The organism is Bartonella sp. CM86QHHN, assembly GCF_042194695.1.
GTDB lineage: Bacteria > Pseudomonadota > Alphaproteobacteria > Rhizobiales > Rhizobiaceae > Bartonella.
In genome coordinates this window covers 14,768-38,038 of the sequence record NZ_JBHIND010000051.1, presented here as the reverse complement: position 1 = coordinate 38,038, position 23,271 = coordinate 14,768, and the positions used below count along the sequence as shown (strand labels likewise).

Here is a 23,271-nt window from a genome sequence, read left to right as displayed (position 1 = left end):
AATACTTCTCAATAAATTAGCTGTTCTTATAAGCACAAATTTATGATTTTTTAACTTATAGCATAATGTAATAATGACGATTATCATGATAATCTCACTTTTTGTTGCGAGGTAAACTGTTTCAATATATTATATATCTCTTTGAAAGAAATCTGTCTTAAATATAATGATGCACGATCTGTAAAAAGTTTTAACGTGCTCATCTTATCATCTTCATAAAAAGACAAAAGCGCGCCTAATAGTCTTTCGTTCTTCTCTCTTATATATCTGTTACCCTTCTATAGGAACAAAACATCGTCATTGTATTTTCACTGTTGTATAAATTTTTTAATATCACAAACCGAAAAGAAGCTGTTTTCTAAACTCTTTCCTCTCACAGAACCCACTGTATTTTCACTGTTGTCCGTATCTTTTCTTCAACCAACAAATATTTCAGGAATGGCACTATATTAGCTTCTTTTTGAAGAAATTTTGTTTGTATCACTACTCGTCATTCTTTTTATGAACCATTTTATCTTTAATCAGAGAAATATATTGATTTATAATGATAGTTTCTCGTTTTTCAGATCGAATAAGAGACTCGAAGATCGTGAGATTTTCACATTCCAAACTTGGTTATACAGCAGAAAATCAAAAAAGTTTTATTTTTTTAAAGGCTGTTCATTCGTATCTTATGAAATTTTAGATGTGCTTTTCAGTTTCGATTTTACGCTTTAAATGTAATTTTAAAAGTGGCAAAGTGGCTTCGACTTCTTCTATATCATTGAGGTTTTGAATAAGCTCTTGCAATCTTCCATAAAGCTCTGCTGCTAATTCCGCAACATCTTCAGGAGAAAGTGTTATTTTTGCATCATGATAGGTCGTATAAACTAAATGTCCCAGCTTTTTCATCAGCCCAGTAGGAATCGCCTGCGGTTTAAAACCAGCTGCTTTCGCCTTTGCCACATCTGAAAACATCTCACCATCACCCGTTACAAGCCAATCTAATGAAACACCACAAATTTCTTGATATTTGGAGAGCGCAGAGGCTGTAGGCTCACTTATACCAGTTTCATAAGTTCCTATAGAGCCAGCAGTGATACCAAGATGTTCAGCAAACTGCTTACGCTCTGTAAAACCAAGAGCGTGACGCACTTCACGAAAACGTTTTGCCAACTCAGTTTTAGGTTTTGCTTCCGGACGAGCCAAAAAAAACACTCCAAAATCAATATAATTGTTGACTAAATAATTATATTGATTTACATCTATTGTTACTGCCCCTTAAGAAGAGCAGTTATCACATACATAACCCCACAAAAACGGATGTTACAGCATCCATTCAAGCAGGAGCGAAAATTATGACAATTACAAAAAATGCAATCGCCGTGGTATTTTTCTGAGCTGCGCCCCTGTAATATAACCTTGGAAAAACTCAAGCCTATCAGAGGCTATTTTCCAGAGTCAAAAACATTTGGACACAGGCCAATGAAAAAACTAAATGCGCCACTGCCAACTCTATCAGTTTGCATGCCAAGCCAATTCTTGCCAACTGCTTTCTCAAAAGTTGCAGTCATATTCTTTCAAAAGCAAAAAGCCTAATACGATTCTCTTCATTTCATGCTGTGTAATATACCACTGAAATCTTATTACAAAAATATGCTAATGCATTTCCCATAGGTTTTTATAAGGTAAAAAGTTTATCAATGTCTAAAAATCAATATAAAATAGGCAAAATAATTGGTATTCTACAAAAAATGAGATTATCACTCGTTATTAAAAAGTTAGACGTTTACAAACCCTGTTTGCTTATTTTATATATTAATGGCACTGATTTAGCTGTAACTGGCAATAGAGATTTCAGGGTGTTTGGTTTATCGTCAGAATACTCTTCCTCTACGCATATTAAAAGCCTTTTGGCAATGTATTTTAAATGCTATAAATTCTATAGTAAACACATTGCCATCCATATTTACAATTGGGCGCTTCAAAATCTTGGAGTAATAAAATCTTTAATAGGCTTTGATTTAAAAGCGCGTATTTTGCAGAAAATTGACAAAACCATGAGGTTCGTATACATGGCAATTTTAAGTGATGATAGTGGAGTGATACTTAAAAAAGCTGCATGGAAACCCGCAACGTTGAGGAATTAAGCATGACCTCTTTATGCGATAAAGAATTATCTGATACACTGGTTGGTCTTTATGACGACTATCAACGCGGTTTCGACATTGGAGAAGAGCTTAAACTGTGCGTGGATTTGGCGTTATCTCTTGAATTGGAACTCAGTATTCACCGTTTAAGTGAAACAGATGCTGTTTTAAAAAAAGAGATTGTGCAAACCTTGCATCGTCGTAGAAATACTCATTCCAATGAAGATGAAATTGATACAATTTTTCATATGGATTTTGAAAAATAAAAATAATACAATACTCTCCCCATATGATACGATATTACCTCATTGCTTTACTTTCTACTACGCTTAGACAAAAAACTTTCAAGAAGATTTAAAGTGTTACGTTTTCGTCTTCTTAACAGCAGTGAGGTGAATTAAAGAAACGCATCAATTCTTTTAGATCATTATCAAAAAGTAAAGGGTATTCTCTAGCATACATCAATTTATGCTTTATTCATTAAGCACCAACTTTTCATTTTCTCAACTCTCCTTTAAAAGCAAAATGTGAAATGTACTGCAGCGTAAATATTTATAAAATAGCGTATGTTGACCACACTTAAATGTAATTTATTGTTTTTCATGTTTATAAAACAGCACTATGAGTATTCCAACAAACGCAACAATGCTTTGAAAAAAATATATCGATTGAGGTGATATGCTACTGTTATCGCTTGCCATAATGAGATAGACTCCGAGGATCAAGCATCCAGAGATACCATTAAAACTTGCCTGCAATCTTCCTTGGTATTCAGGATCACAAGAGAGTTGTGATAAAGAAATCGAAAGAGCCCAACTCGAAAGTCCAAATCCAATCATAAAGTAAACAGGAAAAACAACAAAATTGTGTGTATTAACAGATAGAATAGCAAGGCCAATAGCCATAAAAGCTAATAAAATGGCTAATGTTTTCCTTATGGATAAAACTTTACAAAGAAGTGGTGAAAAAAACGCACCTGTCAATACACCCATAGAATAAAGCACCTCAAATATTGCAAAGGTCCTGTTATCCGCATGTAAAACCTCTTGTATATAAGGAACGAGAATAACAGGAATGGTCATCAAAAGAGTCATAATAATCATCTGGCTTATATAAGGTACAACAAGAGCTGGATTCTGTTTAAAATAATGAAGGGATGCTGTATAATTTTCCCACCAATTTTGCTGGTTTTGTTTTTTAGATCTTCGGTTTTTAGGTACCTTCATTGCAAAATTAAATAAACCAGCAATGATAAAGAATATACCACCTATTAGAAGAGTTCCTTTTGTTCCTGCATAGGACAGTATAAATCCACTTAAGCCCATACCTACGATAGTGCCAAGTTCATAAACCATATCGATGGTTGCATTTGCATTGATGAGCTGTTCCTTCAGCACAATACTTTGAATTAAAGAAATAGCTGATGGCATATAAAAAGGGATAAAAATACCCAAAAGAGCAGATAAGACCATCAATTCAATTTCTATACCAAAATGCCAAAGCATTACCCAGCTTACAATTACCAAACCTCTCACAAGATTTGAAATAATAATCTGCGTTTTACGATTATATTTATCTGCCAATATGCCAAAAATAGGCGCAAAAATAATGCCAGGCGTCCAAAGAAAAAGCATCATCAACGCTACACCACGGATTGAGCCCGTCTGATTGTAAGCGAGCCATGACAATGTAATATAATTTAGTCCACTTCCAAATGTAGCAAATAAGCCGCTCAAAGTAAAATAGAGAAAAGTTCTATTTTCAAATAAAGCAATGCGTTCCTTCAAATTTGAAGTGAACATAAATTATCCTCTAAAATGAATACCAGTCGATATGCATGATACATCCTGTTTAAAAACAGGCATTCTTACAATTTTTATTTTAGATCATTAAATTTAAGAAAGCAAAATTTCTTTTTTGAGGCTTTTACAATCTTTGTGCTGTTTTATGATTAATTCTTCTATGAAAACGGAACATTTATGGACAAAAACAAAATTAATATTTTATGTGCGTTTTATTCAGAAGCTACACCTTTATACATCTGTGAAACAATTTTACGGTATGGAAGCTTCACTCACATTATTGTCCTTATTATTCTGTGCACTAAAATATGCTCGAGTATATTCCTCCATGTCGTTCTTCTATCACCACACTTCGTCTCTAAAAGAATAAACATACTATTATCCTCACAATAAATATTGCTAACTTTTCTACTCCCCTTCTCTAAATCTTTTAAAACAAGCCCATTACAGTTAGTTTTCTAATTAAAATATATAACGTGATATTTTTCCTGAGCAGTTGCAATCACATCTCTAAAGTTTCAGATTTAGAGTAAGAATACATAAAGGAGGATTTATCGTGGATAAATTGATTAATAAATGATTTTATTCATAATCAAAAAAACTTATCTATATGATGTCGTATTTGATGATGAATTAAAGAAACAGGAGTAGTTCCATCAATTGTTATAAACCGCTCATCTATTTCCGATAAAACTTTGTATACTTTGTAAATTTTTTCAATAAAAGAGAGTTTTTCTTCGTATTTTAAGTTTAAACCATCCCTTTTCTGCAACCGTTCCAGTATAGTAATGGGCGGTAAATGAAGATAAAATGTAATATGAGGTCTTGGAATAGATTGATTTAATTTAACGACACTTTCAACAGAAAGCTCTCGAGCATAAAAATAAGCAAGACTAGAATAAACATATCGATCGCTAATTAATAAATTTTGCGATGACGTTAAGGAAGGTTCAATAATTTCAAGCGTATGTTTGCGTCTATCTGCCTTGCTAAGAGTGCTAAAAGCAACGGATCAATTGCTTTTCCATTATCTAAGTAATCTCTAATTTCTGGATTATTTCTATACCAATAACTGGGTTGAAAAGTTTGTATTATATGTTTTTCTGTTGAGTAATGGCGTGCAATTTCTTTTGTTTGTGTTGTCTTACCACTCCCATCAAACCCGCATAAGACAATAAAAGAACCAGAAAATTTCTTTGAAGACCACATGGAGTTATAAACTTTTTTATCAAGATACATTTTGTCTATATACTTTCCATAAGTTAAATTGTTTTATATCTGAAATCTCTTAATGTTTAATAAGGTGTTTTTTAACTCGTCTCTAAACAGAAAAACACAATACTCCCGCATTTTGTATAACTTATTAACTTTATGATAAATGGCGGTATATAGACTTAGTTTTAAGATAATGTTATATTTTAGACAACTTAAAATGAGATTAAGTATTTGTAAAAAATATATTTTTTTGTTCACACTCCATAACCTGTCATTTTTTGACGAATTCTAGTAGAGTTTCTGAGGATTACTCCTATAGCGTCGTGTAAGTGTATAGAAATGAGTTCGATCTCAGTATATTATTGTCCCTTAAGAGCTGCTACTAGATTGCGCTCCATAGGAAGATAATGAAATCAACTCTATCTTTTCTCAAACCACTGCCCTCGCTATAAGCATTTGATATCCGATCCCGTCAAAAAGCAGCAGAGCAATTCTTGGAAAACATCGCTGAGATATTGAAATATGCCTAGCAAAAGCGTTTGAATCAAATGTTTCACTATATTTTTCGGTATATTCATAAACTGAAACTAAGAATATTATAATAAGACCTCAAACAACGACGACGCCCAAATCAGCCGTAATAAAGCCTCCTAAAACTGAACCAATAATACCTTCTCCCTATAAAAAGACTACTATGTAAAGGCTTTAATACAATACCTTAGCGCTAATGCCATAAATGTTTCTGATAGATAACGAAGTTTATTGTCACAACAACATCTAACAACGGTCAATAGAAAAACCTAAACCTTGAGTATAAATGGAGGAAATCTTAAGAGTGCAAACACAGCCCTCCCAAGAACATAGCTATACTGGTCATTTAGCGAAGAAACTCCTCATTGGAAAAGCAACTCACAAGAGATACAGTAAAAATACCAACCGCCTCCGCTCTCAGTTTCTCCAAAATTAGCTATCGCTATGAGAAACGTTATCGTTCAAATCTGTATCATGCTTCTATCGAAAAAACTTGACATGCCTAACAACATATATATTAGCTTTTTGTAAAAATGTATAATTTATAGCATGTGTATTTAACATGGGGGGATAATGTGCACAAACAACTGATGTTTCGGTTTTATGGGCTTGTTGTCCTGCTGTATCTTTCTGATATGGTTTTATTTTTAAGTAATCTTTGGAATGCTTATCGCATAACATCCTCATCGGTTTTCCTGGGCGTAACCATGGCTTTGGGCACCCTTATGCCCTATCTTTTGAAAAAAAGCGGTCTTGTGCGCATTAAAGCCTCATTGCGGTTGGTCGATTTATACAAAAGGCGGATCATTATCTATAGCCTTCTTTTATTGATTGCTCTTTTCCATTACGCTGATTCCCCCTTTGGTTTTATCGCTGTCTCTATCTCTATCGGCTATCTCTCTTTGATTACCTTAAGCACACTCGAGACTTATAATACTAAACTAGCACTTAGTGGTTATATTAGCGCCCAAAAGGCTTCCCGCATTATGCAAACAGTGGTGCAAATTGGCGCATTTTTGGGAGCAGCACTAAGTGGTTATCTCTTAGAAGCGACCAGCCCTCGAGGGGCAGCGGCTGAAATCGGTTATAATGGTTTGATTGTGACACTTTGTGTGTTTGACATCATTATAAGCCTTATAGCCGGATATATTATATTTTGCGATGAATACAACGCTACAGATACCACAGCACTTGCAACTGGTAAGAAGCCAGCACCTACACCGCAAGCGGATGGACTCTCCCGTGAGCTTAAACTTTTATGCGTCTGCATAGGACTTATTGGCTTTCATATTTGCGCTTATAATACGCTGGCAACCATTCTTTTTCAGAGTGTGAAAAATTTTGGCTCTGAATACTATGGGCTTTGCAGTGCGGTTGCGGGCATGGGCGCTTTTTTGGCTGCTTTTATCAAAATCCCTCGTTTTGAATTTATTCTCCCAGCCCTTATGTTGAGCGTAGCTGATCTTATTTTTAGCACCACACAATCGCCCTATTTGGCTGTGGTCTTTTGCTTTTTTATTGGCTTTTCAATGAATACCATGCGAATTAATGCCCGCAAACATACGATTGAAGCGACCAAAACAGAGGCTCAAGCAGAGCTGGTGGGAAGCTATAGCGGCATGCTTTATACTCTCTCCCAGTCGGCAGGTTATGTCATTCTTGGTCTTCTTACAAGCTCTGCCCTTATGGGTCCTCAAGCAGCTGTTTATCTTCTGCCCCTTATAGGGCTAATAATCTTTATTTATGTTCTTTTCCTTTTATCACAGCGGAACAAAGTATGAGAAAACCTATTCTTATTGTCGACCCTTTCTCCACGGGTGCCCTCTATGGCCCTGCTTTGCAAAAATTAGGCTATGCTTGTTATGGTGTTGTCTCTCAACAAGCTCCTTTTTCACACTTTATGCTTTCTTATCAGGGAAAGGGCATGGCAGAAGCGAAGCTTCATAGTGTAGATGAGATAAAGAAACGCTTTCCTATCGGCACGATAGAGGCTGTAATAGCGGGTGCCGAAAGAGGTATCTATTGTGCAGAGCAATTGGCGGCTTATTATGGTTGTCTTGGGAATAACCCCTTGACTACCGATTGGCGACGGAAAAAAGCAGCGATGCAAAAACGTCTTTGTGAAAATGGTTTATCTTACATCCGATCAAAGATTCTTACAAAAAACGATTGTACTCTCGATGGTTTTGAAAGCCACAGCGGCTATGTGGTAAAGCCAAATGATTCTGCAGGGAGTGATGGTGTTTTGTTTTTCTCTAATCTTGAGGAAGTAGTAACGTGGGCCTCTGAAATCGACTGGAAGAAAAAAAATATTTTTGGCGCACCTAACGAGGCCTATTTGCTTCAAGAAAGATTGGAGGGAGAGGAATACATCGTCGATGCCGTTGTAAAGGGAGAGGCTATAAAAATATGTAGTTTGTCACGATATAAAAAAGGTATTCATAATGGAAGTACTTTTGTTTATGAAACGCTTGATGTACTTGATTCTCAAGATCCCTCTTATGCCCCTCTTATCTCTTATGCAAAACAATGCATTCGCGCGCTGGGGATTGAATATGGACCTGCGCATATGGAAATCATGCAAACAGCTCGTGGTCCAGTGATGATCGAAGTAGGAGCCCGCCTCCACGGAGGAATTGCACCCACCTTGTTCGCGCATTGCTATGAAGATGGTTTACTTGAAAGCTCCGTTAACCTTATTGCAGGCGTGTTTTCGCAAACCCCAAGTCGCTTTAAGAAAAAAGGGCGTATTATCTTCCTTATCAACGAGATCGACGGTCATATTATAAAAGATGTTAACGTATGGCGGCAAAAGCTTCATTCTTGGGAAAATGTGGTTCATTTTACGCTTTTTTTTAAAGAAAACGAGCCCCTCCCCCTAACCATCGATTTAAATACCTGCCCAGCTATTATAGCAATTTGGGGACACAATGATGATGAATTATCAGCTTTGGAGAGGATCATTCGTAGCAATTTCCTATAAAATACAGCAAGGGGAGAAAAACATGGATTCAGAAGCGCAATCAATTGAAAATATAGACAAATATTAAAAATGGAAGCAAGTCATTTTTAAAGAATTCAATGCAACCATGAATAACACAATTAGGCCTTTTCTGCCTATTCGGTGTAAATGGATACTCAAAAAATATGCTTAGATTTGGGTTCTACAACAAGCTGACCTCAAAAAATATAATGGAAGACATGATAACTTATTGCGATAATTATAAAAGTTTTGGAAAGAACACATCTTTTGTTGCATTCGAGAAGCCGACCCCATACAAAGTATCGAAGTTTATAGAGAAAAATTCTGGTCTACACTTAAAAATTTGCGAGATTTTGACAACCGAGAATGACCTAAGTATATACAAAAAATATGTACAATCGTCTATGGGAGTTCTGCTTTCATGGCGAACCTATGTTTATAGTTTGCAATATCCCGTCTCATATAAACAGAATTAAGTAAGTTCTATATTTATGTTAACTTTCCAGCTTAAGTGTTTTTTCTAAGTCTTCTCTCTACAGAACAAAATGTATTCTCGTTGTAGGAAAAAGGCCTGAACCTTTTGATATTATCACAAAATCTCCTTTTTTAAGAAAATATAGCAAACTCCAAAATAGAGAATGGACGCAATATTTTCTGCAAGGCAACACTATTGAATCCCTACCTTGCTCATATCATCTAATGAAACACGATAATGACTAAGTTTTCTAAAATTAAATTAAATAAAAATATTTATGATATATTAAAATGATACTGCCAAAACAAGGCTCGATAGAGATTCAAAGGGATTTTCCAAAAAATACATAGCACTCCGTATAATGCAGTGTGTATGTATAAAACTTCTCAGGATGATCGTGTTAATAGCAATGTTTAGGGGGGCCTTTTTGGGAAAGATTGTACAGAAATTATGAGTATCTCTAGGAGAAAAAACGCTGATTTTTAGAACAGAGAGAAACATTGATTATAACAGTTTATTAGGCTAAACGCAGAATATTCTCCTAATAATGGATGGTTAAATTATAACGGGATAGGTTTTTGATAATCATAAAGAAAAAGGTAGAGAGCGTGTTTCTTTTAGTTAAGAAAGAGTGTTGCTCATTTTTTTTCTAAAAGTAAGCAAATTCAAAGATAATTTTTTGTTCTTGTAGTGGTGAGAAAATAATTGTCGAAGTCAGTGAAGGGGAGATTCCAATAGATTGTTACAAAGTTTAATAAAAGTTGGAATACTTAAAAATTCTTAGTTCCTATGATGATTTAAGAATACCAGATTAGGATATGGAGAATTCAAGAGCTCAAAACTTTGTGATAATATTGGTTTAGAATTACATCTTGTTCATTCAGACGAGATGAGCCAATTATTATATGTCACAGAGACATATGGGTGGAAAATTTAAAAAAAGCTTATCCAGAATCTGACTTAAAGGTTATTGGAACTTTAGTAGTAAGATTGGCTTGGTCTCATGTTGCTCAAAAATTAGCAACCAATCTTGTTGTGACTAGACTAAATTTGGAAGATCTGCTCACTGAGCGTTTTTATAATATTATGAAATGATAAAAATATTAATATCTCTTCTTGTCTCGGACATGAAGCCGGTGCTATTTGTATTTATTATCCGTTGCACCATTGTCCGAAATATATTTTAAGTGGTTGTCACTTGAAATATGCCTTGGAAAATTATTTGGCAAGAGAGCGTACCTATATGTATTGGAAAGTAATTTCCTATTATTTATCTCAATCTATAGGTACAACGTTACCAAGTATAGAATTCATGCTGACAGATGACTTTCAAAAAATAAGTGCCTATAACGCATTTGAACTAAACTTTTATGAAAAATTCGGATTAAGTACCGAGCTACATTTGACAACAGAGGAAATCACAAAATGGTTTAGTGCTCTGTCTGGGATCATAAAAAATGTTGCGTAATTCCGTCTTTCTTATGATTTTGATTGGAAGTTTGACAAGTTTCTGTACGAGTGGTGTATTATCTATCGGCCTTTCTTTATTACAATTCCAAGATACAACTGGAGAAGCATCTGCTGCTTTAAATGTCGTTAATTTAATCGCAATTGGAATTGCTGGCTTATGTTTGGGAAATGTGTTGGTGCACTATCAAGGCTTTATAATTGGGTTTTATAGCCAAATTATTTGCGCTTGTTTATTGTCTTTCTTATTATTCATAAACAACTCAATGCTTATTTTATTTGTGTTTTTCTTACTCGCTCTCTTGATGGGGGCTGATAACCCAAATAACAATAGTGCCTTGAATCAGCTGGTTCCAGCTCCCAAACAAAAAGCTGGAATTTTTGCATTTTACACTAGTTGCTGTCAGTTTTTTGTTATTATATCCCCATTGCTTATATATTTTATAATTGCGCATTTGGGGCACAAAATAGCCATAGCCTTTATTGTATTTATCTATCTTTTGAATGCCTGCTTATGGTTTCGTATAAAGTCTATACAACAACTAAACAGAGCAAAAGAGCTATTAAAAAAGCCATCTCAAAAAGCTTATGGAGTTGGGTTCAGGTGCCTTTGGCGGATTTCTGCGTTGCGTTTTTTAACGATTAATCGTATTTTGAATAATTCTCTCTATACGGGGCCTATTGTTTTATTGCCACTTGTTCTTGCTTCTATAACATCAGATAATATAAAATTTACAGCTATTCAAAATTCTATTTTTGCTTTGTCAGCACTGGGTTTTGTGATCAATGGTCTTATCTCATCTTATTATTTACGGAAATTTCCATCTTTAATTCGTTTTTTTGTATGGGGGGCACCGGCTTTTGCCGTGATCGCAATCTCTTTTGTTTTATATTTAAATTTTACTCAATATTCCCTTTATATTATGGGTTTTTTATTAGGTATTGGGCAATTTTATTTTAGGATATCGGGAATAACAATTGGACAAGCTATCACACCTAGTGAAAATTTAGCCGAGGTGATTTTGGCAGGCGATGCCAGTGTACGCATCATAACAGCTTTATTTTCTATTGTGCTTTTATATGCAGGAAATTTTTTTTCATTTTCTATATTATACATCCTATGTGTATTTATAGGCTTTTGCGCCCCTTTATTTATTTTGCACGGACTATCTATTTACATACAAAGCTTAAAGATAAAAGAAAGCGCCACATGAATGATATTCAATTATTACGTCAGCCTTTTTTTGATTATCGTATAGATAAAATTTTGTACAAATATTCATGACATTAATTTTAAATAAGCACATTGCGTGAGAAAAGCTGAGGTGTTCGTTACCTCTCATGTGGATAAAACGCATTTAGCCCGTTAAGCAACGAAATTGCAAATAGCACTATGATCACCATTAATTCTAAAAGCTCTACCAGAAGTTAGTGATAATGGCAAAAATCCTTTAATGATATTTGAAGAGATCGTTTATGCTAGATCAGGTTATCTCAAGATCGAGAGGAGAGGAGCTTAAAAAGTGTAAAATTCATGGAAATTCAACAACAATTTCTAGTTGTACATAATGACAGGTATAGATTGGCGCGAACTGGTCAATTGCAACAGCAAAAAATCCTGCAAATGCTGAGCTTTTTAAACTATGTCATATCAAGCATATGAAAGTTCGTTTTAAATTAATGGCGGGGTATTGACCCCCTTTGGGTTCGAATCCTCTACACCTACCATTGAGTTGCAACAATAATCGTCCTGAAAGATAACAAAATCAAGGTTTTTGTTGCTACGGTACTGAGGGTTTGCATTTCAAATACTGGGTAGCATGAACCCTTTAATGCAGATTACTACGGTACTATACCGAGGGTTCGAATCCTGCCTTGCCTTCATTGGAAACGGATAATCGCCGCAAAATATACGGTGATTAAGCCAGTTATTCACCGCAACGTGCTGTAGCTATTGCTGTCTTAATAATCGGAGCAACAGAATCTTTAGATATATTTCTGTCAGAGCAATATTTAGAATTAAGCCATTCAAGCAAAGGCTTTTGTCCCTTGCTTGAATTACATCCACAACAACAGAGCGCTATATTTTCCCGTGTGATTATGGATGCGTCATTAATGATATGCTCCCAACTTGCCGCCGTTTTTCTGGAAACGTTTACTGGCGTAAATTCTGACCTGCAATAGACGCAAATCTTATCACGATCCCGCACTTCTTTTTCCAACCAATCAGGAATGTTCCAGTTATTAGCCAAGGTTACTTCTCCTCGGAATTTGTTGCGTATCTCCAGAGGCTGCATACTCATCCAGCCAGCAGAATGTGTTGACCAGTTTCATCTGCTCTACAGAGTCGCATGGGATTTCCAGCAATTTTGGATTAGCGATCACGACCGCCAAACACTGTGCGCGTGACACGGCAACATTCAAACGGTTCTTGCTGTAGAGAAACTCAATGTTGCGCAGCAGATCTTCGGCGCTGGATGTCACCATAGAAATCAGCACGATCGGCGCTTCTTGGCCTTGGAACTTATCAACGGTGCCGATCTTAGCATTGTCCAGCAGGATGGAGCGCAGATAATTGACCTGCACATTATATGGCGTGACCACAAGAATATCGTCCTCGGTGGATCGGGCGGATGCCATTACGGTCGGTAAACTCTTGGCCAAGCAAGGCATCATATTTGATTTTGATGATCTCGCCTTCCTCAACGCTTTTTTGTGAGCAGCCTTCATGCTCTGCCAGGATCATGACAATCCCTGCATTGGGCAGATCAACGCCTTGCAGATTCAGGCCGCGCTCAGCAGTGCTTTCATGAGCAGTCAGGCGACCATCATAAAAGGCATCAGAAATAAACTGGCAGATGCTTGGACGCATATGGCGTGTCTGGCCAAGGAAGATGCCGCGCTCAGCCAGAATAGTGGAATAATTGCCCAACAAGAATTCCAGCACTGACAATCCAGCCTCGCCCGGATGAGTGCCTTGGATAGGCTGACCAAGCTGCATTTGATCTCCTACCAGAATGATATTCTTGGTCGCCGTGGCCATCGCCACCACATTGGCGGTCGCAACTTGTCTGGCCTCATCAATAAACAGGTAATCCAGCTAACCATCAAAGTACGGGCTGGCAAATGTCCATGCGGTATCCGCAAACAGATCAGTGCCAAGGCTCATATTCTCGATCTTGGTTTCTGAGCGGATGAATTGCCCATCAAAAACGGTTTCATCATTACCGCTGCTGGTTTTTTTGATGCCATGGAAGTTCCCGCCTTTTTCAGCGGCAACGCTTTCCACTTTTTCCAGCAAGTTGTGAATGGCCTTGTGCGAGTTGGAGGTAACGCCGATTTTCTTGCCGCGTTTGATCAGGTCCACAATGATATGGCTGCTGGTATAAGTCTTACCTGCGCCCGGTGGACCTTGGATAAAGAGATAGCTGTTATCTAATGCCGCGATGGCTTCCAGCGCATCGCCTTGCAGATCATCAGAGGTGATAACCGCTTCGCCCGACTGCTTGCCCTGAATGCGTGGTACATTTCGCGCCAGTAGTTCTGTCGCGGCATGAGTGCCTTCTGGCGCTTCCAGCACATGGTCGGCATAGCGGTAAATAGCGGAGCGGATGATCTTGCTGTCAATCGGTCCCGGTGGGCCAATTGATAGGCTTTCCGGCAATGGTTCTTTGCTGACCCCGCGCTTGATTTTGACAATGCAGGCATCTTCATCGATTTCAACAATCATGCCTGCATTTTCCATGACAGCAATATCAACGGCCTGAGCGCCGACCTTCAGCTTGTATTCCTGTGAAGGAAAGCGATAGCTGTATATCAGGGAACGCTTTTCAGGCTCGGGGCTGCCAACTTGCCGCAGGCCACCAAGGCACTCCGTATCGTCAACCAGCTCATCTTCAAATTTGTTCTGCCGTTCAAAGCTGCTCCACCATTGCGGCTTGGCTTCCCGATTATGAAACTCCAGTAGATGCGATAGCCGCTCATTGATCGGCGGTGGGTTATCCTCGATCACGCCAAGGCGGGTTTGGTAATCCTCATATTCGATTTCCCAGTCCTTGCGCTGTAGCTTTTCTTCCTCGGCATATTCCGGAAGGCCCTTAAACCACGGCGCATCTTCCGGCTTAAGTGTCAGCAGCCAATCACGCAGCAAATGCGTGGAAACGCAATCCACCTCGTTATAATCAGAAATCTCTTGCAGCAATTCATCAGCACCTGTTTCACGCCATTCGTTGTAGACGATGATGCTATCGGCGGCGGGTCGCCACAGCATTGGCACGCTTGTCCATATAGAAGGTTTCCATGTTTTTGATGGAATAGCCGGGTTCAGAGGTGCGGATGCTTTCACGCATCACCAGATACAGATCAATGAATTTCTGGTTGCGAAGCAGATTATCCAGCGGCTCTTCGCAGACCGCATAACGGCAGGCCAATCGTTTCAGGGCTGTGGTTTCATAGTGGTTGTAATGATAGATATGGGCATGTGGGTGTTTAGCAAGATGATCAGCCAGAAAGCCCATGAAGCGCTTAAAGGTCTCTTTTTCTTCTTCATGGTCATGCGCCCAGAACGGAAGGAACAGCTCCTTGCCATCTTTGAAATAATACACCCCAAACAAATACTCCAAGCCATTCGGGTAAAGCGGATCGCCTTTCATATCAAAGAACAGGTCACCATTATCCGGCACTGGCATACGAGTAAAGCCCTTGCCCGGAGGAAACGGAATGATCTCGCATTTATTCTCGCCAGTGGTGGCTTTGTGGTGTTGCAGGACAGCTTGGGAGCGCAGGCGTAAAAATACATCACGGCTCAAATCAGGGATTTTGGTGTCAGGTGCAGTGGCGGCAAGCTCTGCAACGGTGCGGATACCAGCCTTCCGTAGCTTGTCCATCTGTGAGCGCTGAATGTTGGCTACAAGGCTTAAATGGTCATCTTGCTCCCACTGCGCTTTGCAGCCATCACGCCACGGGCAGAAATTGCAATGGCCACAAGGCTCAGGATATGAGTCCGCAGGCAGGTTTTGCAGATAGCTTTCAAAGCGGCCTTTGGCGCGGGTGTAGTAATAGAAAAAGTCAGCCACGCGGAAGCTGTGTTTTTCATGGTCGCCCAGAAACAGATGCATATCAGCCGGGCGCAATCCTTGCAGGTCAGTCAGCAGCTCAGAATAGACGCAAAGCTGCATGATATGCTTGGACTCAGCCGTTCGCGCCAGTTTGGTATCCAGCACCTCATAGCTGAAATCCCCTAAGTCTGACGACGTATCGCACTTAATCAGAAAGTCAGCATCACCCCGCCAAGGCGGCACAAAGAAAACGACCTGATAAATGACATCCGCACCGGACTGCATGGCCTCCAGTGTTAGCTGGGCACGATCTTGCAGATTGCAGTCTTTAGGGATTTCAACGACGGATTTACCTTCGTCTTTAAGCTGCTGGAGATACACCGCCTCATGTTCCAAGCCTTTTTGCTGCAGTAGCTGAGCTGTAGTGCTGGCTTCGGCCTTATCCATGCTCTCGCTTAGCGCCTTCACATCAAGGAAGCTCGCATGGTGACACCCCAAAAAGGTGACCAAGTCCGATGGTGAGTAGAGAATCTGATCGTTACCGTATTGCTGCACTTACATCCCTGCCATTTTTTATCATTGTCCTTGTGCTTATGAACATTTTAGAATATTTTACATCTTAATGACCAAATTATAAGTGAGAAGGCATGTCTGACGAGCACGATATTCTGACAGTTGAGGAAGTGGCCCGTTACTTAAAAGTAACAGAACGGCACGTCTATAAACTCCTGTCAGACAGGAAGATACCCGCGTTCAAAGTTGGTGGAGCTTGGCGTTTCAAACGAGAGCAGCTCGAAAAGTGGATAGAAGAAGGCGTTAACGAACAATCAAAAGAAAAAAGAACCAACAAAGATGATTGATATTTTTAAGACAAAATACAGCGATTGGAATTCTCTTGAGAGAACGCTTGAGGCTATTGGTGACAACAAAGCTAAAGGCGATGCGTTTGAATATTTCTGTTATTTTTATTTGAAGTTCTTATCTGACTTACATCAGATTAAAGAGATATATTGCCCAATTGTTGATAACCGTCCGTTTCCAAAGCATGTTGTTGATAAGCTTCGTCTGGAGAAAACAGACTATGGCGTAGATGGAGTTTTTATCAACAACGCAGGAGACTATATCGCTTGGCAAGCCAAGTTCCGGTCTGGGCGAGCAGCACTTACATCACGCGAACTTTCAACATTTTGGGCTGAAGCAGAGTACGCTGATTACAGGTTGATTATTTCTAACACTCACATTCTGCCGAATGTAGCTCATAAAAAAACCGGGCATCTAAGTGCATTAGTTGACCGATTTACCTCTTTGGACGAAGACTTCTTTTCTTCTTTATATCAGTCTGCCATTTCTCAAAATATTCAAATTGAAAGAGATAAGAAGAGTCCTCGACCATATCAATCTGAGATACTTCAAGACATTATTTCTGGATTTTCATCAAGTGATCGAGGAAAGCTCATTGCGGCTTGTGGAATAGGAAAGACTCTCATCGCACTGTGGACCCTTGAGCATCTTCAAGCTGACAACGTAATATTTTTTGCCCCAAGCCTGCAACTTGTTAGGCAAGCACTCGAGGAGTGGTCCGCTGAGTCTTCATCGCCATTTCAGTATTTGTGCGTTTGCAGTGATCAAACAGTTGATGCAGAAGTTGATAGCAATAACATTGATATAGGCGATATTGATATACCTGTGACTACCTCAGCAGAAGCTGTACGTAATTTTATTGCCCAGCCTTCTAATAAAAAGAAGTTTATTTTTAGTACATATCAGTCTGCGGAAGTAATAAAGAATGCGCTATCCGAGAATGAAAACAGCTTTTCATTCGATATCGCTTTTTATGACGAAGCGCACAGAACTGCGGGAGTTTCAAACTCTCAGTTTAATATTGCTCTTGACGATGCTGCCATTAAAACAAAGAAAAAACTTTTTCTTACCGCTACAGAGCGCCTCGTTAGACCAAAACTAAGCTCAAAACTCGAAGAACATAATCTCTCTGTTTTTTCTATGAATGATAAAAGTATCTATGGTGATGTTTTTCACCGGCTTACTTTTGGTGAAGCAATAGAGAAAAATATTATCTCAGATTATCGCATTGTATTTACGGGAATTAGCAGTTCTGAATATAATCAACTTATAAAAAACAATGTTTATGTGACTGATGATGATAGTCATACAGAAACTGTTCAAAATATTTATAAAATAGCTTTGCTAAAGAAATCCATACAAGATCTTGGATTAACAAAGGTTATATCATTTCACTCCAAGATTTCTGAATCTCGTGATTTTGCAAATCGCTTGTCTGCTGAGAGCTCTTTTGGTGATAAAAAGACTGCTATTGCACACATCAACGGAGCCATGACTGCTCAAGATCGTGCTGAGATAATACAAAATTTTGAAGACTCAGAACTGGGCGTGATCACAAATGTTCGTTGCTTGACTGAAGGAATAGATATTCCTCTAATTGATGCTGTCTTCTTTGCTGACCCTAAAGGTTCAATGATTGACATTGTGCAGGCTGTCGGTCGTGCTGTAAGACAGAAATTTGGAGAAACAGGCAGGCTTTCGTATATAATCGTTCCTGTGTTACTCGATCAAGAAGGTGAAGATGTACTTTCTGGAGCTGGATTTGAAGCTTTATTTAATCTCATTCAAGCTATGCGAGATCAAGATGAAGCTCTTGCAGAATGGATCGATTCAATCAATTTGTCTGCTGCAAAAGGTCGAATAAAAGGTAGTAGTTCTGTTCCGGGAAAAGTAGTTATAAATCTGCCAACGGAATTGAACACTTCGGACTTTGAAGATGCGCTTTTGCTACGAATTGCAAACGTAAACAAAAACCCAACGGGTAGCATAGGTGTCGGTAGTAAACTTGGAAAAAATGAAAGAAAAGGCGACTTCACACGTATTTTTAAGACACTTTGTGACTATACACCAATAAAATTAGAAGAAAGCTTAATAACTCCTACATTTGAAATTATCACTGATAACCCTGATGCAATATACACGTCAAAAGAGATCAGAATAAACAATAACAATGTATCTCACTGTAAAAGGGTCGGCTTCCTTCATGAAGTAGAGAGAAACAAATACCAATTAAGTAAACTAGGCCTTTTGTACAAGCAAGGCCATATAAGCTTTTTAGACGCTCTTAGAAACCAGTTTCTTTTGTACAGGGAAGAACATAAAGACGGTATTCTCTTTCCATATAGGGAGGCGATTAGCTTCATGCTTGAAATAAAGAGCCTGAACTACATCCAGTTTTTGTACAGCTTATTTTCAATTCAATTCAATGATGGAAAGCCTGATTTAGAACTTGCAATATCGGTTGCCAAGGAAATAGAAGCTGCATACCCTAATATTTTGCTTACAAACGAAGCAAATAAAAATGAGATACTTAAAGACTTAAATTCAAGATATGAAAAGGCTTTTTCGTACAATAATGTATGGACAGATCGTACTACAGCTGGAAACCAGTATCGGTACCTTATGCGGCACCTAGAAATCTTTGATGAGTGCTTTACCTCAAATAAAAATATCTTCTTGATAATAAAGGAAAAAGAAGTGTTCCTAGCGTCACTCCTTGCGGAGTCAGAAAAACACATACATAAAGATTATGGAGATACGCTATGGGTGAAATAAATCAAAAAAAATATTTTAGCAAACATTTAAAGTCACTTGGTCACACTCCGATTTATAAAATGCATAAATATTTCGCGAGAAGACCTCACAATGTATTTCGTGAACTCATCGACTTTTATACGAAGGAAGGTCAAATAATTTTTGATCCATTTGGTGGAGGGGGCGTCACCTTAATTGAAGGGTTAACTCTTAATCGAAAAATTGTTTCGACCGATGTTAATCCGGTAGCCTCTTTCATCCAGTATTGCCAAATTTGTGACGTTGATGCCGCTAAAATTCTTTCTTATGCACTTGACCTTAAGAAAATGGTTAAAGGTCATTTTGAAGATTCTTTTACAACAGAATGCGGAGACTGTAAAAACGACAAGGCACATGTTCGTTGGATAGAGCATGCATATTTAATAAAGTGTCCACATTGTAGCAAAAACACGTCCTTTCGTAATGACAATAAAGCGCTTAACGATGCTGGAAAACCAAAGAATGGCATATATGTCTGCGACCATTGCAGCTCAAATATTAAAGCAGCAGACGCTCCCAGAATTTCCAGTGAAATAATTAGCTTAAGATATCGATGCAAGAAATGCGGAGCACATGATGCAAAGGAACCGTCTAGAGACGATATTGAGAAACATAAACAATATAGCGAAAACCTAGAGAAATTAAAAACTAGTTTAGGACTTCATTTTCCTGATTTTGAAATTCCGGCTGAATGGGACCGACAACAGGAAGATTGTCTTCATAGAAAAGGCTTTGTGAAATTTACGGATTTTTTCACCCCAAGAAACCTTTTGATTTCGGCGAGCTTTTTTGAAATGGCCAAGAAGCTTAAAATTCAAAAAGATATGAGTGATCCCGAGTATGATTTTTTAATATTTATATTGAGTTCATTAATCAGGTACACCAACAACATGAACTTCTCAACTTCATCTTGGATGGATGGAAGACCTGTTGCGTGGGCAAAGCATGCGTTTTGGATACCAAATCAATTTATTGAAGCCAATCCATTTGAATATTTTGACAATAGATTAAAGGCGATCAAGTCTGGCCTAAAAGATCGAGATTCTAGATTTAATTCAAAGAAAAATACTCTGAACTTCTCAGACCTTGAAAAGGGCTCTGCGGACTTCATGGTGCAATGCGTGGATTCAAAACAGGTCGATATCCCAGATGGTTCTGTCGACATGATTATAACTGATCCACCATATGGAAGTAATGTCCAATATGGTGAATTGTGTGCTTTTTGGCAGGTCTGGTTAGAAGGCAGAACTAAGTTTCCATTTCCAGAGCATAAGCTTGCCTCTGAAGCCGTTGTTCACAGAAAAACAAAAGATAAAACCTACCAGAAAGATTTTTCCGATTACTATGAACTTTTACTCGGCGTTTTTCAAAAATGTAACAGAGTATTAAAATCAGACGGTTGCTTGGTTTACACCTTTAACAATAAAGATATTAGAGCATGGTATGCCGTTATCAAAGCAACCTTGGATGCAGGATTTCATATTGAACCGGAAGGGATTTTTTACCAAGAAGCCATTCATGCTTATCGAGATACGGCGCACCTCCGTCACGATGGAACTCCACAGGGTGATTTTATTTATACATTCAGCAAGAAAAGTCTGCCTAATGAGAAAGACTATAATGGCAGTTTCAATGAATGTCTCAATGATACGATGTTAAAGCTTCAAGAAAAAGACTGCAGTGTGTCATTCGGGGAATTTTTAGTTGAGCTTTATGCTAACTCGGCCCTTTGCCTAATACGTCAGATTAAAGATGGAGCAAATATTGAGGATATCGAAAACGAATTTAGTTCGATGTCGCTAGAAAAAGCCTATGCGCGGATAGATCTAAGAACTAATCAAGAAACGGAGGGCTTAGCGGATGTTGCAGCTTGCTAAATCAGAAAATCAACCACGTTTGATATGGTCGGATTTGGAAGATACATTTTCGTCTACAGAACTCTGTAAATCTTTAGAATATCTAGAAGAAAAATATAATGTTTCAAATGAAGAATCTTTCTTTAAAAAACTAGTTAACACTTCTGTTTCAAAATTACAGCCATACCACAGGTGGGTTAGATACCGCGAAGGTTATGCAGGAGATCTTGTTAAAGAAATTTTATCCAGATACCCAAACGTTTCTGGCGGTATTGTTCTTGATCCCATGTGCGGCTCAGGTTCAACCTCTGTAGCAGCGTCAGAGCTAGGCATTTCGTCTGTCGGCCTAGACGTTAATCCTTTCGCAATATTATCTACAGAAGTCAAATCTTACGCTTTATCTACAGGTGAACTGCAGAAACTTCATAAGATAATAAATAATTGGAATAAATGTACTGACCATGAAAAATATGAATACAACGAGTATGAGGTTCAAATTAGTAAATATTTTGATCAAGGCAACTTTACTGAACTTGTTAAAATAAAGCGTCGCATTCACGAAGAATCAAATAAACGCATATTCAACATTTTGAATTTTTGTTTATTAGCAATTTTGGAGGACTGTTCTAATCGAAAACGTGATGGTAATGGGCTGGCAACAAGACCTTCACCTGTAGGCGACGTTAAAAAGCGTTTCTTGGACCAGCTGCAACTAATACTGATTGATTATGAAGAGAACCCACACAATGAGGACAGTTTAGCACGTGGCGTAGAATTTGATGCAAGAAAGTTGAGTTTAAGTGCTATATCTGGCGATCACGCTGGCTCTATTATATTTTCTCCGCCCTATGCAAATTCATTCGATTATTTTGAATCATATAAGCTGGAAATTGTTTTTGGAGAATATTCTCTACTAAGCAAACTTGGCAAATACAGGGAAAGGCTTGTACGAAACTATAGAATTAAAAAGTCTGCTGAAAAAACAACTGATATTGATTTAGTTGATACGCTGTGTGTTGAAATCGAAAAAAAGATTCCTGAAAAAGAGAGAATGACTGGCAAGCGTGACAGTCGTACACGTCTCGTGCCGGGTATGCTTCGATCATATTTTTATGATATGCGAACAATTATTGAAAACTGCTACGATGTTTTATTAAAAGGCGGATTTATGCACATCGTTGTCGACCAAAGTGCTTATGTAGGAATACCCATACCCACAGATACACTCCTAGCTAAGATAGCAGAAGATACAGGTTTCAAAGTAAGGGAAATGATTGTTTGCCGAGGAGCTAGCACATCTGGCCAGCAGCTGAAAATGAACCCAAGACTCAAAGAGCTGCTTAGAGAAACAATAATTGTACTAGAAAAACCACTCTAGTGTATTTGATAAAGCAAGCATTCGGCATACCTACGCCGAACTAGCCCTTTGAGCTTACGTCTGCCCGCCCAAACCCAGCGCATGAACTGTTCTGGTACTTCGGCGTATTCCTCACGATTGATTTTACGGCGCAGTGTTGAACGCTGGAGTGCTCCGCCGCCAAGATTGTAGGTGAATGACACTAGCGCATCGAATTGGCCATCTGTCAGCGGCACATTGATTAGGCGCAGAACGGCACGCTCTGCGATCTGGGCATCTTGGCGCAAGAGTTCTTCAGCCTGTGTTTCATCAATGCCTGCCGAAAAGTCCTCGTCGTTTTTCACAACATGGACATAACCGATTGTGGGATAGCCAGCCGGGCAAAAATAAACGGTTCGAGAGAAGCCCTCGAACCGTTTGATCAGGTCCAATTCGTTTTGTGTGATATGTCTCATTTTTCCAGTGTTCCTATAACTTTAAGGTTCTTGCTCCCATATTCAAAAACGCCATGCCATTGCTCTTGCCCGAGGACTTCTTTGCGCTCAATCATCAGCGTAAAGCGGTCAATGCCGTATTGCTTGGCCGTGGCGTAATCTTCCAGTGCGTACTAAGCTTTACGGGCCAGTGTGGTGGCCATTTTCTTGGCCGTGTATTCAAAAGCATCGAGCAGTGCTTCGAGCTCTGCATCGGTACACTTCTCATTTTGAACATCTTCAATCACGGCCTTGTAAAATAGTTTGCTCAT

Annotated in this window: 22 protein-coding genes and 1 pseudogene; 12 read left to right on the top strand and 11 right to left on the bottom strand. The window is 38.5% G+C overall.

The window, feature by feature from the left end:
- Positions 1-681: 681 nt before the first annotated feature.
- Positions 682-1,188 (bottom strand): helix-turn-helix domain-containing protein, encoded by a 507-nt coding sequence (locus ACFIKX_RS04225; protein ID WP_375615750.1) that lies wholly within the window; start codon positions 1,186-1,188, stop codon positions 682-684.
- 494 nt (positions 1,189-1,682) lie between these two features.
- On the opposite strand from ACFIKX_RS04225, the gene ACFIKX_RS04220 reads away from it, so the two are divergent.
- Complete coding sequence (locus tag ACFIKX_RS04220; RefSeq protein WP_375608751.1) at positions 1,683-2,129, top strand: hypothetical protein; 447 nt, start codon at positions 1,683-1,685, stop codon at positions 2,127-2,129.
- Between the two features lie 2 nt (positions 2,130-2,131).
- Positions 2,132-2,395, top strand: coding sequence for a hypothetical protein (locus ACFIKX_RS04215; RefSeq protein WP_375629580.1), 264 nt, complete (start codon positions 2,132-2,134; stop codon positions 2,393-2,395).
- Positions 2,396-2,719: 324 nt separating this feature from the next.
- Here ACFIKX_RS04215 and ACFIKX_RS04210 read toward each other — a convergent pair whose 3' ends face one another.
- The 3 genes from ACFIKX_RS04210 to ACFIKX_RS04200 form a co-directional block, all read right to left on the bottom strand.
- Positions 2,720-3,931 carry an MFS transporter gene (locus ACFIKX_RS04210; protein WP_375629578.1) on the bottom strand — a complete coding sequence of 404 codons (1,212 nt, stop codon included), beginning with the start codon at positions 3,929-3,931 and terminating at the stop codon, positions 2,720-2,722.
- A gap of 592 nt (positions 3,932-4,523) precedes the next feature.
- Positions 4,524-4,886, bottom strand: coding sequence for a dTMP kinase (locus tag ACFIKX_RS04205; RefSeq protein WP_375629598.1), 363 nt, complete (start codon positions 4,884-4,886; stop codon positions 4,524-4,526).
- A complete protein-coding gene (locus ACFIKX_RS04200) occupies positions 4,871-5,170 on the bottom strand; it encodes a hypothetical protein (protein WP_375629575.1) in 300 nt (99 codons plus the stop codon). Before ACFIKX_RS04200 ends, ACFIKX_RS04205 begins: the two co-directional genes overlap by 16 nt.
- Before the next feature lie 1,097 nt (positions 5,171-6,267).
- On the opposite strand from ACFIKX_RS04200, the gene ACFIKX_RS04195 reads away from it, so the two are divergent.
- The 6 genes and pseudogenes from ACFIKX_RS04195 to ACFIKX_RS04170 all read left to right on the top strand — a co-directional run bounded on the left by ACFIKX_RS04195 (position 6,268) and on the right by ACFIKX_RS04170 (position 11,816).
- Entirely contained in the window at positions 6,268-7,458 is a 1,191-nt protein-coding gene (locus ACFIKX_RS04195) for a hypothetical protein (protein WP_375612887.1), read from the top strand.
- A complete protein-coding gene (locus ACFIKX_RS04190; protein ID WP_375629573.1) occupies positions 7,455-8,660 on the top strand; it encodes an ATP-grasp domain-containing protein in 1,206 nt (401 codons plus the stop codon). Before ACFIKX_RS04195 ends, ACFIKX_RS04190 begins: the two co-directional genes overlap by 4 nt.
- Before the next feature lie 164 nt (positions 8,661-8,824).
- A pseudogene (locus ACFIKX_RS04185) lies at positions 8,825-8,899 on the top strand (YqcI/YcgG family protein); the annotation flags it as partial.
- A gap of 151 nt (positions 8,900-9,050) precedes the next feature.
- Positions 9,051-9,140 carry a YqcI/YcgG family protein gene (locus ACFIKX_RS04180; protein WP_375612870.1) on the top strand — a complete coding sequence of 30 codons (90 nt, stop codon included), beginning with the start codon at positions 9,051-9,053 and terminating at the stop codon, positions 9,138-9,140.
- 919 nt (positions 9,141-10,059) lie between these two features.
- Positions 10,060-10,230 carry a hypothetical protein gene (locus ACFIKX_RS04175; protein WP_375612867.1) on the top strand — a complete coding sequence of 57 codons (171 nt, stop codon included), beginning with the start codon at positions 10,060-10,062 and terminating at the stop codon, positions 10,228-10,230.
- Between the two features lie 362 nt (positions 10,231-10,592).
- The gene (locus ACFIKX_RS04170) at positions 10,593-11,816 is read left to right on the top strand and encodes an MFS transporter (RefSeq protein WP_375629568.1); all 1,224 of its coding nucleotides are present in this window, start codon (positions 10,593-10,595) and stop codon (positions 11,814-11,816) included.
- 714 nt (positions 11,817-12,530) lie between these two features.
- On the opposite strand, the gene ACFIKX_RS04165 is transcribed toward ACFIKX_RS04170, so the two are convergent.
- The 5 genes from ACFIKX_RS04165 to ACFIKX_RS04145 are packed head-to-tail and all read right to left on the bottom strand — an operon-like array spanning position 12,531 to position 16,214.
- On the bottom strand, positions 12,531-12,854 hold the full coding sequence (locus ACFIKX_RS04165; RefSeq protein ID WP_375612865.1) for an HNH endonuclease: 324 nt from the start codon (positions 12,852-12,854) through the stop codon (positions 12,531-12,533).
- Positions 12,847-13,206, bottom strand: coding sequence for an AAA domain-containing protein (locus tag ACFIKX_RS04160; protein ID WP_375612864.1), 360 nt, complete (start codon positions 13,204-13,206; stop codon positions 12,847-12,849). The genes ACFIKX_RS04165 and ACFIKX_RS04160 overlap by 8 nt, the downstream gene beginning before the upstream one ends.
- On the bottom strand, positions 13,190-13,645 hold the full coding sequence (locus tag ACFIKX_RS04155; protein WP_375629564.1) for a hypothetical protein: 456 nt from the start codon (positions 13,643-13,645) through the stop codon (positions 13,190-13,192). The genes ACFIKX_RS04160 and ACFIKX_RS04155 overlap by 17 nt, the downstream gene beginning before the upstream one ends.
- Positions 13,646-13,702: 57 nt before the next feature.
- On the bottom strand, positions 13,703-14,872 hold the full coding sequence (locus tag ACFIKX_RS04150) for a ribonuclease H-like domain-containing protein (protein ID WP_375629562.1): 1,170 nt from the start codon (positions 14,870-14,872) through the stop codon (positions 13,703-13,705).
- A complete protein-coding gene (locus ACFIKX_RS04145; protein ID WP_375629559.1) occupies positions 14,847-16,214 on the bottom strand; it encodes a TM0106 family RecB-like putative nuclease in 1,368 nt (455 codons plus the stop codon). Before ACFIKX_RS04145 ends, ACFIKX_RS04150 begins: the two co-directional genes overlap by 26 nt.
- Positions 16,215-16,306: 92 nt before the next feature.
- Between ACFIKX_RS04145 and ACFIKX_RS04140 the strand changes: the two genes are divergently transcribed.
- From ACFIKX_RS04140 to ACFIKX_RS04125, 4 genes are read left to right on the top strand one after another with little or no spacing between them, the layout of a single operon-like run.
- Entirely contained in the window at positions 16,307-16,519 is a 213-nt protein-coding gene (locus tag ACFIKX_RS04140; RefSeq protein WP_375612860.1) for a helix-turn-helix domain-containing protein, read from the top strand.
- Positions 16,512-19,295, top strand: a complete 2,784-nt coding sequence (locus ACFIKX_RS04135; RefSeq protein ID WP_375629556.1) for a DEAD/DEAH box helicase family protein — start codon at positions 16,512-16,514, stop codon at positions 19,293-19,295. The genes ACFIKX_RS04140 and ACFIKX_RS04135 overlap by 8 nt, the downstream gene beginning before the upstream one ends.
- Positions 19,283-21,190: a DNA methyltransferase gene (locus ACFIKX_RS04130; RefSeq protein ID WP_375612858.1), complete on the top strand. Its 1,908-nt coding sequence runs from the start codon at positions 19,283-19,285 to the stop codon at positions 21,188-21,190. Before ACFIKX_RS04135 ends, ACFIKX_RS04130 begins: the two co-directional genes overlap by 13 nt.
- The gene (locus tag ACFIKX_RS04125) at positions 21,174-22,547 is read left to right on the top strand and encodes a DNA methyltransferase (protein ID WP_375612857.1); all 1,374 of its coding nucleotides are present in this window, start codon (positions 21,174-21,176) and stop codon (positions 22,545-22,547) included. Before ACFIKX_RS04130 ends, ACFIKX_RS04125 begins: the two co-directional genes overlap by 17 nt.
- On the opposite strand, the gene ACFIKX_RS04120 is transcribed toward ACFIKX_RS04125, so the two are convergent.
- Together ACFIKX_RS04120 and ACFIKX_RS04115 are read right to left on the bottom strand one after the other, a co-directional pair.
- Positions 22,544-22,981, bottom strand: a complete 438-nt coding sequence (locus ACFIKX_RS04120; RefSeq protein ID WP_375629552.1) for a lysozyme — start codon at positions 22,979-22,981, stop codon at positions 22,544-22,546. The two genes, ACFIKX_RS04125 and ACFIKX_RS04120, sit on opposite strands and share 4 nt — an antisense overlap.
- Before the next feature lie 152 nt (positions 22,982-23,133).
- Positions 23,134-23,271, bottom strand: coding sequence for a hypothetical protein (locus ACFIKX_RS04115; RefSeq protein ID WP_375612855.1), 138 nt, complete (start codon positions 23,269-23,271; stop codon positions 23,134-23,136).

Coding starts and splice junctions, on each gene's coding strand:
- ACFIKX_RS04220 (WP_375608751.1), top strand. CDS start 1,683: ATGTCTAAAAATCAATATAAAATAGGCAAAATAATTGGTATTCTACAA.
- ACFIKX_RS04215 (WP_375629580.1), top strand. CDS start 2,132: ATGACCTCTTTATGCGATAAAGAATTATCTGATACACTGGTTGGTCTT.
- ACFIKX_RS04210 (WP_375629578.1), bottom strand. CDS start 3,931: ATGTTCACTTCAAATTTGAAGGAACGCATTGCTTTATTTGAAAATAGA.
- ACFIKX_RS04200 (WP_375629575.1), bottom strand. CDS start 5,170: ATGTATCTTGATAAAAAAGTTTATAACTCCATGTGGTCTTCAAAGAAA.
- ACFIKX_RS04195 (WP_375612887.1), top strand. CDS start 6,268: ATGTTTCGGTTTTATGGGCTTGTTGTCCTGCTGTATCTTTCTGATATG.
- ACFIKX_RS04190 (WP_375629573.1), top strand. CDS start 7,455: ATGAGAAAACCTATTCTTATTGTCGACCCTTTCTCCACGGGTGCCCTC.
- ACFIKX_RS04180 (WP_375612870.1), top strand. CDS start 9,051: ATGTACAATCGTCTATGGGAGTTCTGCTTTCATGGCGAACCTATGTTT.
- ACFIKX_RS04170 (WP_375629568.1), top strand. CDS start 10,593: ATGTTGCGTAATTCCGTCTTTCTTATGATTTTGATTGGAAGTTTGACA.
- ACFIKX_RS04155 (WP_375629564.1), bottom strand. CDS start 13,645: ATGGCCACGGCGACCAAGAATATCATTCTGGTAGGAGATCAAATGCAG.
- ACFIKX_RS04150 (WP_375629562.1), bottom strand. CDS start 14,872: ATGCTGTGGCGACCCGCCGCCGATAGCATCATCGTCTACAACGAATGG.
- ACFIKX_RS04140 (WP_375612860.1), top strand. CDS start 16,307: ATGTCTGACGAGCACGATATTCTGACAGTTGAGGAAGTGGCCCGTTAC.
- ACFIKX_RS04135 (WP_375629556.1), top strand. CDS start 16,512: ATGATTGATATTTTTAAGACAAAATACAGCGATTGGAATTCTCTTGAG.
- ACFIKX_RS04130 (WP_375612858.1), top strand. CDS start 19,283: ATGGGTGAAATAAATCAAAAAAAATATTTTAGCAAACATTTAAAGTCA.
- ACFIKX_RS04125 (WP_375612857.1), top strand. CDS start 21,174: ATGTTGCAGCTTGCTAAATCAGAAAATCAACCACGTTTGATATGGTCG.
- ACFIKX_RS04120 (WP_375629552.1), bottom strand. CDS start 22,981: ATGAGACATATCACACAAAACGAATTGGACCTGATCAAACGGTTCGAG.
- ACFIKX_RS04115 (WP_375612855.1), bottom strand. CDS start 23,271: ATGAGCAAACTATTTTACAAGGCCGTGATTGAAGATGTTCAAAATGAG.